Source organism: Pseudomonas putida (genome assembly GCF_022627325.1).
In the GTDB taxonomy this organism is placed as follows: domain Bacteria; phylum Pseudomonadota; class Gammaproteobacteria; order Pseudomonadales; family Pseudomonadaceae; genus Aquipseudomonas; species Aquipseudomonas putida_X.
In genome coordinates this window covers 25,242-38,890 of record NZ_JAETZZ010000003.1, presented here as the reverse complement: position 1 = coordinate 38,890, position 13,649 = coordinate 25,242, and the positions used below count along the sequence as shown (strand labels likewise).

At 62.0% G+C, this 13,649-nt stretch carries 10 protein-coding genes and 1 pseudogene; 2 read left to right on the top strand and 9 right to left on the bottom strand.

The window, feature by feature from the left end; all coding sequences use genetic code 11:
• Positions 1–166 precede the first annotated feature (166 nt).
• Entirely contained in the window at positions 167–520 is a 354-nt protein-coding gene (locus JNA92_RS05930) for a BON domain-containing protein (protein WP_241803841.1), read from the top strand.
• A 76-nt stretch (positions 521–596) separates the two neighbouring features.
• Here JNA92_RS05930 and JNA92_RS05925 read toward each other — a convergent pair whose 3' ends face one another.
• Entirely contained in the window at positions 597–899 is a 303-nt protein-coding gene (locus JNA92_RS05925; protein WP_241803840.1) for a putative quinol monooxygenase, read from the bottom strand.
• 59 nt (positions 900–958) lie between these two features.
• On the opposite strand from JNA92_RS05925, the gene JNA92_RS05920 reads away from it, so the two are divergent.
• Positions 959–1,372 (top strand): VOC family protein, encoded by a 414-nt coding sequence (locus JNA92_RS05920; protein WP_241803839.1) that lies wholly within the window; start codon positions 959–961, stop codon positions 1,370–1,372.
• A gap of 43 nt (positions 1,373–1,415) precedes the next feature.
• Here the strand turns inward: JNA92_RS05920 and JNA92_RS05915 are convergent, their stop codons facing one another.
• From JNA92_RS05915 to JNA92_RS05880, 8 genes and pseudogenes are all read right to left on the bottom strand, one after another.
• The gene (locus tag JNA92_RS05915; protein WP_241803838.1) at positions 1,416–4,352 is read right to left on the bottom strand and encodes a DUF748 domain-containing protein; all 2,937 of its coding nucleotides are present in this window, start codon (positions 4,350–4,352) and stop codon (positions 1,416–1,418) included.
• Positions 4,353–4,432: 80 nt separating this feature from the next.
• Positions 4,433–5,301: pseudogene (locus JNA92_RS05910) on the bottom strand (oxygenase MpaB family protein).
• Positions 5,302–5,343: 42 nt separating this feature from the next.
• Positions 5,344–7,278 carry an acetate--CoA ligase gene (gene acs / locus JNA92_RS05905; protein WP_241803837.1) on the bottom strand — a complete coding sequence of 645 codons (1,935 nt, stop codon included), beginning with the start codon at positions 7,276–7,278 and terminating at the stop codon, positions 5,344–5,346.
• Positions 7,279–7,407: 129 nt separating this feature from the next.
• A complete protein-coding gene (gene pgi, locus JNA92_RS05900) occupies positions 7,408–9,072 on the bottom strand; it encodes a glucose-6-phosphate isomerase (protein ID WP_241803836.1) in 1,665 nt (554 codons plus the stop codon).
• Between the two features lie 144 nt (positions 9,073–9,216).
• Complete coding sequence (gene panC / locus JNA92_RS05895; RefSeq protein ID WP_241803835.1) at positions 9,217–10,080, bottom strand: pantoate--beta-alanine ligase; 864 nt, start codon at positions 10,078–10,080, stop codon at positions 9,217–9,219.
• On the bottom strand, positions 10,077–10,877 hold the full coding sequence (gene panB, locus JNA92_RS05890; protein ID WP_241803834.1) for a 3-methyl-2-oxobutanoate hydroxymethyltransferase: 801 nt from the start codon (positions 10,875–10,877) through the stop codon (positions 10,077–10,079). The genes panC and panB overlap by 4 nt, the downstream gene beginning before the upstream one ends.
• 262 nt (positions 10,878–11,139) lie before the next feature.
• Positions 11,140–11,619 carry a 2-amino-4-hydroxy-6-hydroxymethyldihydropteridine diphosphokinase gene (folK, locus tag JNA92_RS05885; RefSeq protein WP_241803833.1) on the bottom strand — a complete coding sequence of 160 codons (480 nt, stop codon included), beginning with the start codon at positions 11,617–11,619 and terminating at the stop codon, positions 11,140–11,142.
• Positions 11,616–13,004 (bottom strand): polynucleotide adenylyltransferase PcnB, encoded by a 1,389-nt coding sequence (locus tag JNA92_RS05880; protein WP_241803832.1) that lies wholly within the window; start codon positions 13,002–13,004, stop codon positions 11,616–11,618. The genes folK and JNA92_RS05880 overlap by 4 nt, the downstream gene beginning before the upstream one ends.
• Positions 13,005–13,649: the final 645 nt, after the last annotated feature.

Here is a 13,649-nt window from a genome sequence, read left to right as displayed (position 1 = left end):
TCGCAGGTTGCAATTTGCACGATCAGCCGCTTTTCGAGACTTGTATAAGTTGTTGATATTCAAGGGAAAAAATAAATCTCAGAACCTGGCACAGCCCGTGCAACTACCTTCATATCTGCCGCCAGGACATACGGCGCAGACCTTTCGAAAAACAGGAGTGACTCACATGAAGAAGTTCGCCATTGCTGCCGCTACTGCTACCGCTCTGACCCTGACCATGGCTGGTGGCGCGTTCGCCGCAGAGCCTGTTCAGGCTCCAGTCATGCTGGCTGCCAACGATACTGTGGACAACATGCAACAGGAAGGCTCCGACACTTGGATCACTACCAAAGTCAAAGCTGACCTGATGACTGAAAAAGGCGTGCCAGGCTCTGACATCAAAGTCGAAACCAGCCAAGGTGTGGTTTCGCTGTCTTCTGACGTGAAGGTCACCGACTCTCAGAAAGAAGAAGCAGTACGCATTACCAAGAACATCAAGGGCGTCAAGAGCGTCATGGCTGATGGCCTGAAGTCCGAATAAGGAATGTCCCGTCGGCCAGAAGGACCTGGCCACCTTTAAAAAAGCCCCGGCCTCGGCCGGGGCTTTTCATTAGCGCTCAATTCACCGGATTGCGCGCGACGACATCGCCTTCGAAACACACCTGCTCGGCGATCAGTGGCCCCACAAGCGGCCGGCTCTCACGAAAGTGCGGGGTCTGGGTATGCGCTTCGTACGCCTTGTCATCGCGGTAGATTTCGTAGAGGTAGATCACCTCGGGGTCGACTCGATCCTGTGACACATCGAATACCAGGCAGCCGGGTTCTGTGGCAACGGAAGCGGCAGCGTTTACCTTGATGGCACTGAGAAATAGTTCGGCACAACCCGGCTTGACCCGTGTCTTGATGAACAGACTGTACACATGAGGCTCCTTTTGTTTTAAATTCAACTATGAATTGTATACAAAAATGGAGCCAGCCAATGTCTGATTTACCTGCACGCCCCGGTCGCCTCAATGGCCTGCGCCATATCGCCCTGTTGGTGCCCAACCTTGAAGAATGCGAGCGCTTCTATGTCGATGTGCTCGGCATGGAGGTATTGAATCGGGCCAACGAGGATCTGGTCTACTTGACCTGCGGTAACGACAACCTGTCGCTGGGGCGGGGGGCAGGCGCTGCCAATGGTCTGCAGACGCTGGATCACTATGGGTTCATCGTCGACAGCGTAGAGGAATTGGAGGCCTGGTATCAGTACTTCAAGGCCTGCGGGGTGACGCTGCTGGACCGGCCCTTCAATCATGGGGATGGCGCGCGCAGCTTCCACTTGCTGGACCCGGCAGGCAACAAGGTGCAGCCGCTGTACCACCCGACGGTGTCGGGGCAGCGGTTGGTCTGAATTCAGGTTGCGGATGCGATGGGGCCGGTGCGGCTGGCAGGGATTACTCAGCATCAAGGTGCAGCGGCGTAATCACCCGACCATCTGATTCAGCCTGCCCCAGCGTGGTATCGATGAAGTAGACCCGGTCATCCTCAAGCTTGCCCTTGTCGACCAGGTAGTCCTTGATACTGCTGGCCCGCTCCTGGCCCAGGGTCCGCAGCAATGCGGCACTTTCGGCCCATGACTTGAGTACCGCCTCGCGCAGCTTGGCGGTGCGTTCCTCGCGGCTGAGCTGTTCCCAGTCGGCCGGCGGTTGCTGTTTCAGGCGGGTGCGGTAGATGCCTTCGAGCATGGCCGGTTTGTCGCTGTCGTCGACCACCAGCATGGACGCGTTGGCCGGGACCTTGTCGCCACGGCGTTGCAGAATCTTGTACCAGATGGCCTGATACTCCCGCTCCAGGCGTTGCTGAGCGAGCAGTGGGCCATCGCTGCTCTGGGCACTGGTGCCTTCGATTTCCAGGCGCAGTTCAGGGCGCTCCTTGAGCGCCGAGGCGAGTTTGTTCAGGGCCGATTGCGCATCGCCATTGAGCTCGCTGGAACCTGGGGCGAACGATACATTGCCGAGGTCTTGTGAGCCGCCGCCAGCGATAAGCCCGCCGATGAATTTGAACGGTGCCTGAGCCGCCCGCAGCACTAGGTTACGCAAGGTCTGCCAGACGATTGGCATGACGCTGAACTGCGGGTTGTTGAGGTCGCCGGTCACCGGCAGTTCGATCGAAATCTTGCCTTCGGTGTCCTTGAGCAGCGCGACCGCCAAGCGGATGGGCAGGTCGACCGCATCCGGGCTATCGACTTTTTCCCCCAGTTGCAGCTGTTCGACCACCACTTTGTTCTCGGCTTTGAGCTGGCCGTTGGTGATCAGGTAGTGCAGGTCGAGGTTGAGGCGGCCCTTGCGAATGCGAAAGCCTGCAAACTTGCCGGAGTAGGGCGTCAGCGTGGTCAACTCGACGCGCTTGAAGCTGGTGGCGATATCAAGGCTGGCCAGCGGGTTGAACGGGTTGAGCGCGCCTTTGATGGTAACGGGTGCGTAACGGTCGACTTTACCCTTGATGTCGACCTTGGCTGGCGCCGGCTTACGGTTGTCGATGGTGCCGATCTGGCCGTTCATTTGCTGGACGGCCGTGGCGAAGTTAGGTGTGAGGGTGAGGTCGGCGAAGTTGGCTGAGCCATCGTTGATGCTGATCTGCCCGATGCGGATGCCCAGCGGCTTGCTGCCTGCGGGGCTGGCCGGCTTGGCTTCGTTTGGCGCGGGGGCATCGGCAGGCTGCGGGATAAGCAGGTCATCCACGTTGGTGGTGCGGTCTTCGTTGATGATGAAGCGGGCATAGGGCTGCAGGAGGGTTACCTTATCGATCGACAGGGTATCGCCGTGCACATAGGCCAGGCCGTCGACATTCACCTGCTGCCATTTGACGAAGTCGCGGTTCTTGATGGTGTCCAGGGTGTGCAACTGGTTGACCTGCGCCTTGCCGGCCACGGTGAAGGCCAGTGGCTCGGTGCCTTTGAGGTCGACCTTGAGGTCGCTGGCGAGCATGCCGCTACGCAGTTCCAGGCGGATGAACGGGTTGATGTAGGCCTGCGCAATACGCAGATCGATGTCGCGTGTGCTGACGTCGAGCCTGGCGCTGACCGGCGCCAGGTTGACCTCGCCACTGGCCTGCAGCTTGCCCTGCTTGCCAATGCCGGTGTCGAGCTTGAGGGTGAAGGGCGACTGGTTGAGGCTGTCGAAGCCCTGCATGTCGACGTTCAGCGGCCCAACGTCCAGCGCCACCGGCTCTTTCTGGCTGCGGTCGGCCAGGTGCACCTGATAATTGCGCAGCTGAACGTCCTTGAGTAGTACTTGCCATGGCTTGCTCGGCTGCTTTGCTGCCTCGTCGTTGGGGGCCGGTGCTGCGGCGGCCGGCTCTGCCTTTTCCTTGGGCGTGGGCTTGGCCGGCTGGCTGGCGAAGCGTTTTTGCCAGTCGAGTTGGCCGTCCGGCTCCAGGGCGGCCCAGGTTTCCAGTTTTTCACTGCGGATCTTGCCCACGGTCACCAGCTGCTTGGCCAGGTCGATGCGGGTTTCGCTGACATCGAGGCTCGCCAGGCGGACCAGTGGGCGGCCATCCGGCGCCTTTATGGCGAATGGCGCGACACGTACCGAGGTGTTGTCCAGCAACAGCTCGGTTTGCTTGGACAGGTTGAGCCTGTAGTGCGTGTCGAAGTTGACCACGCCGTCCTCCAGCACCAGCGGCACGGCGTCGCGAACGTAGGGCCAGAACAGCTTCATTTTGCCGTCGGTGATTTTCAGTGTGCCTTCGGACGCTATAGGCGCCAGGCTCAAGGTGCCGTTCCAGTCGATGCGCCCGCCGTTAGGGCCCAGTGCCACCAACGTCATGTCGGCGTTGTCGTTCGGCAGCGTGCTGAGGTTTTTCAGCTCCAGGTTCATGTCGTCGTAGACGAATTCGATCGGCTCGCTTGGGCGTTGGTCGGCAAAATGCAGGTAGCCAGTGTTGAGCTTGATGCTGCCGATGCGCAAGGGGAACGGATCCGATGCAGGCTCGTCAGCTTTGGGTTCGCTGGCCGGCAGCTTGAAAAGCTGGGTGAGGTTGAGCGTACCGTCCTTGGCGAAGAGCACTTCGTTGCGGGGCTTGTCGAGTTCGACCGCCTGCAGGTGCAGGGCGCCGCTCCACAGGCTGTCGAGCGCCAGGTTGGCATACAGCCGCTCGAAGCCTACCTGTTCCTTGCCCGGTTCGCCGATCTGCAGGCCCCACAGCGTCAGTTCGAGGCTGAACGGGTTGAGTTCTATGCGCTCAATGTGCGCCGGCAGCGTGGCGTATTGCGCCAGCTGCTGGTTGGCGATGCGCAGGGCAACGCCAGGCGCGATTAGAAAGCCAAGCAGGCTGTAGAGGGCCACCAGAGCCAACAGGGCGCCGAGGGCGCGAGTCAATCCTTTGTACATGTGTCGCTTCGTCTGTCCAGGCAGGAGAGCTTGGAGTATGGCAGGTTAAATCGGTTCCGCCGGGGCGAGGGCATTTGCGCTCACTCGATCCCCATACGCCTTCTGGCGCGATGCGCCGAACCGTCACGCATGGCCCAACGCAGCACGGGGGCGGTGCGGTTGAGTCCCATACGGATATGCGCCGCTGCAACGGGCTCTGATGCAGGCCGAGCATGGCCTGAGCCCAGTCCGGCAACAGGTCGATACCCGCTTGCAGCATCAACCTGGCAACCGGCTCGGCAAGTCGGCTCGGGGCTGGGGCCTGAAGCAGGATCTCGACCACTTCCAGGCTGCGCGCGCCGCAGTGCAATTGAGGCCGCATACGCTGCAGGTACTCGTCAACCTGCTGGCATGAGCGGGGTACATTGCGGGCGCCGAGGCGTTCGGCGATCAGGGCGATCTCATCGTAATAGCCATCCTGCTCGGCGCGTGACAGCTGCGGGTCGCGATAGCGCAGGTGGGCGGCGAGGAAGCTGCTGACTTCGGCCACGTGGACCCAGGTCAGCAGGTCGGGGTCGCTGGCAGCGTATGGACGGCCATCGGGCGATGTCCCGGTGACCTGCAGGTGAATGGTGCGGACCTTGTCGATCAGCCATTCGGCATCACGGGTCGAGCCGAATGTCGTGCCCGAAATGAATTGGCTGGTGCGGCGCAGACGGCCAAGCAGGTCCTGGCGAAAGTTGGAGTGATCCCACACCCCCGCCAGTGCCAGCGGGTGCAGCAGTTGCAGCATCAGGGCGCTGATACCGCCAACCAGCATGCTGGGGAAATCGCCGTGCACCCGCCAGCTCATGCTGTGCGGGCCGAACAGGCCAGGGTCACCTTTGGGGGATTCCAGGTCGAGCTGGCCGAGGGCCAGCCCGGTGAGGCTCATGACCTGGGTTTCGATGCGGCGGCGTAGGGCTTCCATGGTGACCTGTCGTTCAGGGCGGCCATGAACAGCTGCCGCCGGCTATTGGTTGAGGCGTTTGTCGATCAACCCCTGCACCACGCTCGGGTCAGCCAGGGTCGAGGTATCGCCCAGGGTGTCGAGCTCGTTGCAGGCAATCTTGCGCAGTATACGCCGCATGATCTTGCCCGAGCGGGTCTTGGGCAAGGCCGGCGCCCACTGGATCAGCTCGGGTTTGGCGAAACTGCCGATCTCTTTGCTGACCAGTGCCAGCAGTTCGGCCTGCAGGGCATCGTCCGGCGTCACGCCATTCATGGTCGTCACGAAGGCATACACACCCTGACCCTTGAGGTCATGGGGGTAACCGACCACTGCGGCCTCGGCGACGCTTTCGTGCAATACCAAGGCGCTTTCCACTTCGGCGGTGCCGATGCGGTGACCGGAAACGTTGATCACATCATCGATGCGGCCAGTGATCCAGTAGTCGCCATCGGCATCGCGGCGGGCGCCGTCGCCGGTGAAGTAATAGCCAGGCATGGGTTTGAAGTAGGTGTCTACCATGCGTTGGTGGTCGCCGTAGACGCTGCGGATCTGCCCCGGCCAACTGGCCTTTATCGCCAGCAGGCCGGCGCCGGGGCCTTCGATCAGCTTGCCTTTGTCATCCAGCAGCACCGGCTGCACACCGAACATGGGTTGGGTCGCACAACCGGGCTTGAGCTTCTGCGTGCCGGGCAGCGGGGTGAGCATGATGCCGCCGGTTTCGGTCTGCCACCAGGTGTCGACGATAGGGCAGCGTTTTTGGCCGACTTGCTCGAAGTACCATTCCCACGCCTCTGGGTTGATCGGCTCGCCGACGCTACCGAGCAGGCGCAGGCTCTTGCGCGACGTACCCTGCAACGGGCCAGAGCCTTCACGCATCAGTGCCCGCAGGGCGGTGGGTGCGGTATAGAAGATATTGACCTTGTGCTTGTCCACCACCTGCCAGAACCGGGAGCTGTCAGGGTAGTTGGGAACGCCCTCGAACATCAGTGAAACCGCGCCGTTGGCCAGCGGGCCATAGACGATGTAACTGTGGCCGGTGACCCAGCCCACGTCGGCGGTGCACCAGAACACCTCGCCGTCACGGTAGTCGAACACCACCTTGAAGGTCATGGCGGCCTGCAGCAGGTAACCGGCAGTGGTGTGCAGCACGCCCTTGGGCTTACCGGTGCTGCCGGAGGTGTAGAGGATGAACAGCGGGTCTTCGGCCTCCATGGGTTCAGGTGGGCAGTCGTCACCCGCGTTTTCCGTCGCCTGGTCGTACCAGAGGTCGCGGCCCTCGCTCCAGGCGACATCGGTACCCGTACGGCGCACTACCAATACGCTGCTGACGTCCGGGCAACTGGCCAATGCCTTGTCGACATTCTGCTTGAGCGGGATGCGTTTGCCGCCGCGCACGCCCTCATCGGCGGTGATCACGGTGCGGCAGTCAGCATCGAGAATGCGGTCGCGCAGCGCATCCGGCGAGAAGCCGCCGAACACCACCGAGTGAATCGCGCCGATGCGCGTGCAGGCAAGCATGGCGTAGGCGGCTTCGGGAATCATCGGCATATAGATGCATACCCGGTCGCCTTTTTGCACGCCACGTGCCTTGAGCGCATTGGCCAAGCGGCAGACCTGGCGGTGCAGCTCTTGGTAGGTGATGGCCTTGGAGTCCGCGGGGTCGTCGCCTTCCCACAACAGGGCGGTCTGCGCACCGCGCTGGGCCAGGTGGCGATCGATGCAGTTGTAGCTGACGTTCAGTTGGCCACCTTCGAACCAACGGGCTTCGCCGGTCTTGAGGTCGCAGTGCTGTACGCTGGACCACGGTCTGATCCAGTCCAGGCGCTTGGCCTGTTCTGCCCAGAAGGTGTCGGGGTCATCGACCGACTGGCGGTAGAGGCGGCTGTAGTCGTCGGAAGAAAGGCTGGCGGACTGGCTGACTGCCAGGGCCTGGGGATAGTCGCGGATATCGAACATGGCAGGTGGTCCTTTGCGCTTGTCGGGGCGGTGGACTGCAACGGCTATTCGATTGGACAGTGTAGCTGGAACAGGTGTTCAACCTGTGCCGGCGTCTTCGCGGGCGGGCCACGAAGACGCCGGCATCGGTCAGCCGCGGTGACGGCCGCGGAAGTAGTTGATCAGGCCCTGGGTGGAACCATCTTCGGCGCTGTCTTCCAGGCTGCCGACGATACGCTGGTAGACACCCTTGCCCAGCTCCTTGCCCAGTTCCACGCCCCATTGGTCGAAGGCGTTGATGCCCCAGATCACGCTCTGCACGAACACCTTGTGCTCATACATCGCCACCAGCGCGCCAAGGCGACGCGGGCTGATGCGTTCGACCACAAGGGTGTTGCTCGGGCGGTTGCCCGGGATCACCTTGTGCGGCGCGAGTTTTTCGATGTCGGCTTCATTCAGGCCTTTTTGACGTAATTCGGCCTCTGCCTCTTCACGTGTCTTGCCCAGCATCAGCGCCTGGCTTTGCGACAGGCAGTTGGCGTACAGCCACTGATGGTGGTCGGCGACCGGGTTGAAGCTCACCACCGGGACGATGAAGTCGGCCGGGATCAGCTGGGTGCCCTGGTGCAGCAACTGGTGGTAGGCGTGCTGGCCATTACAGCCGACGCCACCCCAGATGACCGGGCCGGTATCGGTCTTCACTGGCGTACCGTCGGTCAGCACGCTCTTGCCGTTGGATTCCATGTCCAACTGCTGCAGGTGTTTGGTGATGTTGCGCAGGTAGTGATCGTAGGGGAGGATCGCGTGGCTGCGGGCACCCCAGAAATTACCGTACCAGACGCCCAGCAGGGCCAGCAGCACCGGCATGTTCTTCTCGAACGGCGCGGTCTGGAAGTGCTGGTCCATGGTGTAGGCACCCGACAGCAGTTCCTTGAAGTTGGCGGTCCCGATGGCCAGGGCAATCGGCAGGCCGATGGCCGACCACAGCGAATAGCGCCCGCCGACCCAGTCCCACATGGGGAAGATGTTTTCTTCGCGGATACCGAAGGCCACGGCGGCAGCCTTGTTGCTGGAAACGGCGATGAAGTGGCGATACAGCTCTGCTTCCGAACCGCCCTGGGCCAGGTACCAGGTACGTGCGGCCATGGCGTTCTTCAGGGTCTCGAGGGTGTTGAACGACTTGGAGGAGACGATGAACAAGGTGGTTTCGGCGCGCAGGTTGGCCGACAGTTCATGGAATTCACTGCCGTCGATGTTGGCCAGGTAGTGGCAGCGCACGCCTCGCTGGGCGTAGGGCAGCAGCGCCTCGGAAACCAGCTCTGGGCCCAGGAAAGAGCCGCCGATGCCAATGTTGACCACGTCGGTGATCGGCTTCTCACTGTAGCCACGCCATAGCCCGTCGTGGATACGCCCCACCAGCTCGGTGATCTGGTTGAGTACCTTGTGCACCTCGGGCATCACGTTGACGCCGTTGACGCTGAGCTTGTCACCCACCGGGCGGCGCAGGGCGGTGTGCAGCACCGGGCGGCCTTCGGAGGCGTTGATGATTTCGCCGCTGAACATCGACTTGATCGCATCCTGCAGGCCGACTTGTTCGGCCAACTGCACCAGCAGGTCGCGGCTTTGTTCGTTGATCAGGTTTTTCGAGTAGTCGAGGAACAGGCCGCAGCAGCTCAGGGAGAATTCATCGAAGCGCTTGGGGTCGGCGGCGAAGGCTTCGCGCATGCTGAAATCCTGCATGGCGTCGCGGTGCTGCTGAAGGGCCTGCCAGGCTGGCAGGGCCGTAACATCATGGGGTGTCCGGTAATACGCCATTGCGCAGAATTCCTTGTTGCGTAGGTGTGGCCTTGGACAGGGGCGTCATGGCCAGGTTCAGGCAGGCCATCATTATAGGCATTGGTTGCGCGCAGGGAATGGGGCGGGGAGGGGAATTTGGGGCTGCAGTGCAGCCCCTCGGCGTCACGCGGTCGGTTCGTCCAGGTGCACATAAAGGTTGTCGATAAGCCGCGTGTTCCCCAGGTAGGCGGCAACCAGAATCACCAGGTCACGGTCGTCGATCATCGCTGGGCGAAGGGTCAGCGCATGGCGTACCTGCAGGTAGTCCGGGCGCAGGCCGGCTGCTGCCAGCTGATCCTGGCCCTCGGCAACCAGCGCGGCAAAGTCGCGTTGGCCACGGCTGATGGCGTCCCCGATGTGCTTGAGCGTGCGGTAGACCACCGGCGCGGTAGCCCGCTGCTCGGCCGTCAGGTAACCATTGCGTGACGACAGCGCCAGGCCATCTTCGGCGCGCACGGTCGGCTCGCCAATGATCTGGATCGGCATGTTCAGGTCGCGCACCATGGCGCGAATCACCGCCAGTTGCTGGTAGTCCTTTTCGCCGAATACCGCGAGATCAGGCTGCACCATGTTGAACAGCTTGCTGACCACGGTCGCTACGCCCTCGAAATGCCCCGGACGGCTTGCGCCACACAGGCCTTCGGAGAGGTTCGGCACGCTGACGCGGGTCTGCACGGCCATGCCGTCTGGGTACATCTCTTGCACAGTAGGCGCGAACAGCAGATCGCAACCCGCCTGGAGCAGGCGCTCCTGGTCGGCGGCAAGGGTGCGAGGGTACTTGTCGAGGTCTTCGTGGGCGCCGAACTGAAGCGGGTTGACGAAGATGCTGGCAACGACGAAGTCGGCACGTTGGGCCGCTTTGGTCACCAGCGCAGCATGGCCGCTGTGCAGGTTGCCCATGGTTGGCACGAAGCCGATACGCTTGCCCTCGCCACGGGCGCGGGCAATGGCCGCGCGCAGTTCACCGACGGTATTGACTGTGTTCATGCGCTGAATCCGTGCTCACTCGCTGGGAAGCTGACGTCTTTGACCGCCTTGACGTAGGCGGCAAGTGCGCTCGCGATGTCCGGCTGGCCGACCATGAAGTTCTTCACGAACTTCGGCACCCGGCCGCTCAGGGACAAGCCCAGCATGTCGTGCAGGACCAGCACCTGGCCGTCGGTGGCGCTGCCGGCACCGATGCCGATCACCGGGATACTCACGGCCTGGGTAATCTCGGCGGCCAGTTCGCCAGGTACGCATTCGAGCAGCAGCATGGCGGCGCCGGCCTGTTCCAGCGCGATGGCATCAGCGCGCATCTGCCGGGCCTGGGCTTCCTGGCGCCCCTGCACTTTATAACCGCCCAGAACGTTGACGGTTTGCGGGGTCAGGCCCATGTGGGCGCACACCGGCACGCCGCGCTCGGCCAGCAGGCGAATGGTCTCGGCCAGCCATGCAGCGCCTTCAAGCTTGATCATGTGGGCGCCAGCCTGCATCAGCATGGCGCAGTTGGCGAAGGCCTGCTCGGGGGTGGCGTGGGCCATGAACGGCAGGTCGGCAAGAATCAGCGCACCCTCGTTGCCGCGTTTGACGCAGGCGGTGTGGTAGGCCATTTCCGCCGTGGTGACGGGCAGCGTGCTGTCATGGCCCTGCAGGACCATTCCCAAGGAGTCGCCCACCAGCAACACTTCGACGCCGGCCTGGCTGGCAGCCTTGGCAAAGGTGGCGTCGTAGCAGGTCAGCATGGTGATCTTTTCACCCTTGGCCTTGAGGCCGTGCAGGGTGGTCAGGGTTACGTCAGGCATGTAGGAAAATCCTCGTTCAGGCGCTGTGAAAAACGACCGCCAACAACGCGTGTAGTCATCTTCCGGAGCGGCACATCATCGCGCGTGATGTTCGGGGCACAGGTCCGTCCGGGCCTAAATACGGGTATGCGGCACTTTGGTGCCACACGGGACGCCTATAGTCGTGAGCGAGGTGGGGGAAGTCAATCACCCTGTTACCGCATTGTTACTAACAGGGTGTTACTGGCGTTACCGCCCTTGGAGAAAGGCCGCAGCGCCTGGGCTACAGGCGTTCCAGGCCAACGAACGGGCAGGCTTGGAGCAACTGGGCAAGCGGGCGCCCGTCGGCCAGGTGAAAATCGTCTGCCACCAGCTCGGCCAGTGGGTATAGCACGAAGGGGCGGGCATGCATGTGGTAGTGCGGCACCTGCAGGCGTGGCACATCGATGACATGGTCGCCGAACAGCAAGATGTCCAGGTCGAGCGTGCGTGGGCCCCAGCGTTCCTTGCGCACACGGCCCTGTTCGTTCTCGATGGCTTGCAGGGCGTCCAGCAGGTCCAGGGGGGCGAGTGAGGTGTCCAGGGCAGCGACGGCGTTGGTGTAACGCGGCTGGCCAGGCAGCAGGGAGTCACTGGTGTACAGGGCAGACGCTGCCACCAGGCGGGTGTTCGCCACCCGGTCCAGCGCCTGCAGGGCGTTGCCCAGTTGCTCGGCAGGCGCATCCAGGTTACTGCCAAGGCCGATGTAGGCGCGAGTGGTCACTCGAACGCCTCATCGCCACCACGTTTGCGCTTGCTGGAGCTGCGCTTGCGCTTGCGTGGGCCGGCGCCGGTGCCTTCATCGCGGCTGCCCAGCTCGCGGATCATCTCGCGGCGCTCGGCGTCGTTGGCGTCCTGGTAATCGGTCCACCACTGGCCGAGGTCATCGGTTTCTTCGCCTGCGCTCTCACGCAGCAGGAGGAAATCGTAGCCGGCGCGGAAGCGTGGGTTGTCGAGCAGCACGTCGGCGCGTTTGCCGCTGCGGCGCGGCAGGCGCTCCTGCATGTCCCAGATCTCGCGGATGGGCAGGGTGAAACGCTTTGGAATGGCAATGCGTGCACACTGTTCGGCAATCAGGTCGTGGGCTGCGCCATTCATCGCCGGGATCGGCGGCACGCCCTGGTTTTGCAGGTGCAGAACGCGGCTTGGCAGTGCTGGCCAGAGCAGGGCGGCGAACAGGAAGGCCGGGGTCACCGGTTTGCCTTGCTTGATACGCAGGTCAGTGTTGCTCAGGGCCTGGCTGATCAGGGTATGGGTGTAAGTCGGGCGCTCTTCCAGTGCATGCGCACTGGCCGGGAACAGCGGCTCGAACAACGCCAGGTCTACCAGCATCTCGAAGACGATCGCGCCTTGCCCGGACAGGAACAGCTTGAGGCATTCCTCGAACAGCCGCGCTGGCGGGATTTCGCGCAGCAGCGGCGCCAGGCCGCGGATCGGCTGGTAAGTGTGCTTTTCGATACCGAAGTCGAGCTTGGCGGCGAAACGTACCGCGCGCAGCATGCGTACCGGGTCTTCCTGGTAGCGATGCGTCGGGTCACCGATCAGGCGCAGCAGACGGTTGCGTACGTCATGCACGCCGTTGGCGTAATCGAGGATGCGTTCGCTGACCGGGTCGTAGTACAGGGCGTTGATGGTGAAGTCGCGGCGTTGCGCGTCCTCTTCCAGGCTGCCGTATACGTTGTCGCGCAGAATGCGGCCACTGGCATTGTGCGACGAGCGGTGGCTGTCACCCTGGTCGTCTTCGGAGTGAGGGGCACGGAAGGTCGCGACTTCGATGATTTCACGGCCGAAATGCACGTGAACCAGCTTGAAGCGACGGCCGATGATGCGCGCATTGCGGAACTCGGCACGTACCTGCTCAGGTGTTGCGCTGGTGGCGACGTCGAAGTCCTTGGGCGTGATGCCCAGCATCAGGTCGCGCACGCAACCACCGACCAGGTAGGCCTGGTAGCCCGCGCCTTGCAGGCGCTCGACGATATTCACCGCATGGCGGCTGAACTGGTGGCGCTGCAGCGAGTGTTGGCTCTTGTTGATCACCTCAGGCGTGGTGCGCTTGTGGTGCTGGCCCGGTACGGGAGGGCGGAAAGACTGGAACAGCTTCTTCAGCATGGGATGCACTGTGTGAAGGAATGTTCGGCCAAGAATAGGAGAATGGCCGCATGATGGGCGGGGATTCTAGCATTTACTCGGGGAATGGTGTAGGCGGTAGCAGGATGGACTGCCAGAAGGGGAGAAACGACAAGGGGAGCCTAAGCTCCCCAAGAAGTCGTTGCGTGCTCTTATTGTTTTTATGCCGGGCTTCTTGTTTTTGTTGAGTGCCCTGCCCACAAATCTCAAAGCTTGTGGACGACCCCCAATCCAGGGGTTAAGAGCAAACGGATTGCTTTGGCCGCTGATGTCATGCTGATCAATCGATCCAACCAGTTCAGGCGCTGCTTTTTAGTGCAGTTTTTGTTGTTCTCTGCCTGGTCGTGGGGCAAGCCCCAAACACGCATCCTCTCCAAAAGAATCAGTTAGCTGCGCCTCCGCCGTCTTGTTTTTATTGTGCGTGAGCCGTTTCGTCTTGTTCTTATTCTGAGTTGCAGTGCTTGTTATTGTTCTTGTACTGAACATATAGCAGGTGGCGTGCCAACTTTGAGAAACCCAATGAAATCAATGGTTTGGCGGGTTTGGCGAGAGACTGGCCGGTGGGGAATGACGAGATTTCGTTACCGTACGCCTCGGGAACTGTTACGGCGAAAAGGTTAGGTAACA

Excerpts from the sequence above, each read along its gene's own strand:
- JNA92_RS05930 (WP_241803841.1), top strand. The coding sequence starts at position 167 with ATGAAGAAGTTCGCCATTGCTGCCGCTACTGCTACCGCTCTGACCCTG.
- JNA92_RS05920 (WP_241803839.1), top strand. The coding sequence starts at position 959 with ATGTCTGATTTACCTGCACGCCCCGGTCGCCTCAATGGCCTGCGCCAT.
- JNA92_RS05915 (WP_241803838.1), bottom strand. The coding sequence starts at position 4,352 with ATGTACAAAGGATTGACTCGCGCCCTCGGCGCCCTGTTGGCTCTGGTG.
- acs (WP_241803837.1), bottom strand. The coding sequence starts at position 7,278 with ATGTTCGATATCCGCGACTATCCCCAGGCCCTGGCAGTCAGCCAGTCC.
- pgi (WP_241803836.1), bottom strand. The coding sequence starts at position 9,072 with ATGGCGTATTACCGGACACCCCATGATGTTACGGCCCTGCCAGCCTGG.
- panC (WP_241803835.1), bottom strand. The coding sequence starts at position 10,080 with ATGAACACAGTCAATACCGTCGGTGAACTGCGCGCGGCCATTGCCCGC.
- panB (WP_241803834.1), bottom strand. The coding sequence starts at position 10,877 with ATGCCTGACGTAACCCTGACCACCCTGCACGGCCTCAAGGCCAAGGGT.
- JNA92_RS05880 (WP_241803832.1), bottom strand. The coding sequence starts at position 13,004 with ATGCTGAAGAAGCTGTTCCAGTCTTTCCGCCCTCCCGTACCGGGCCAG.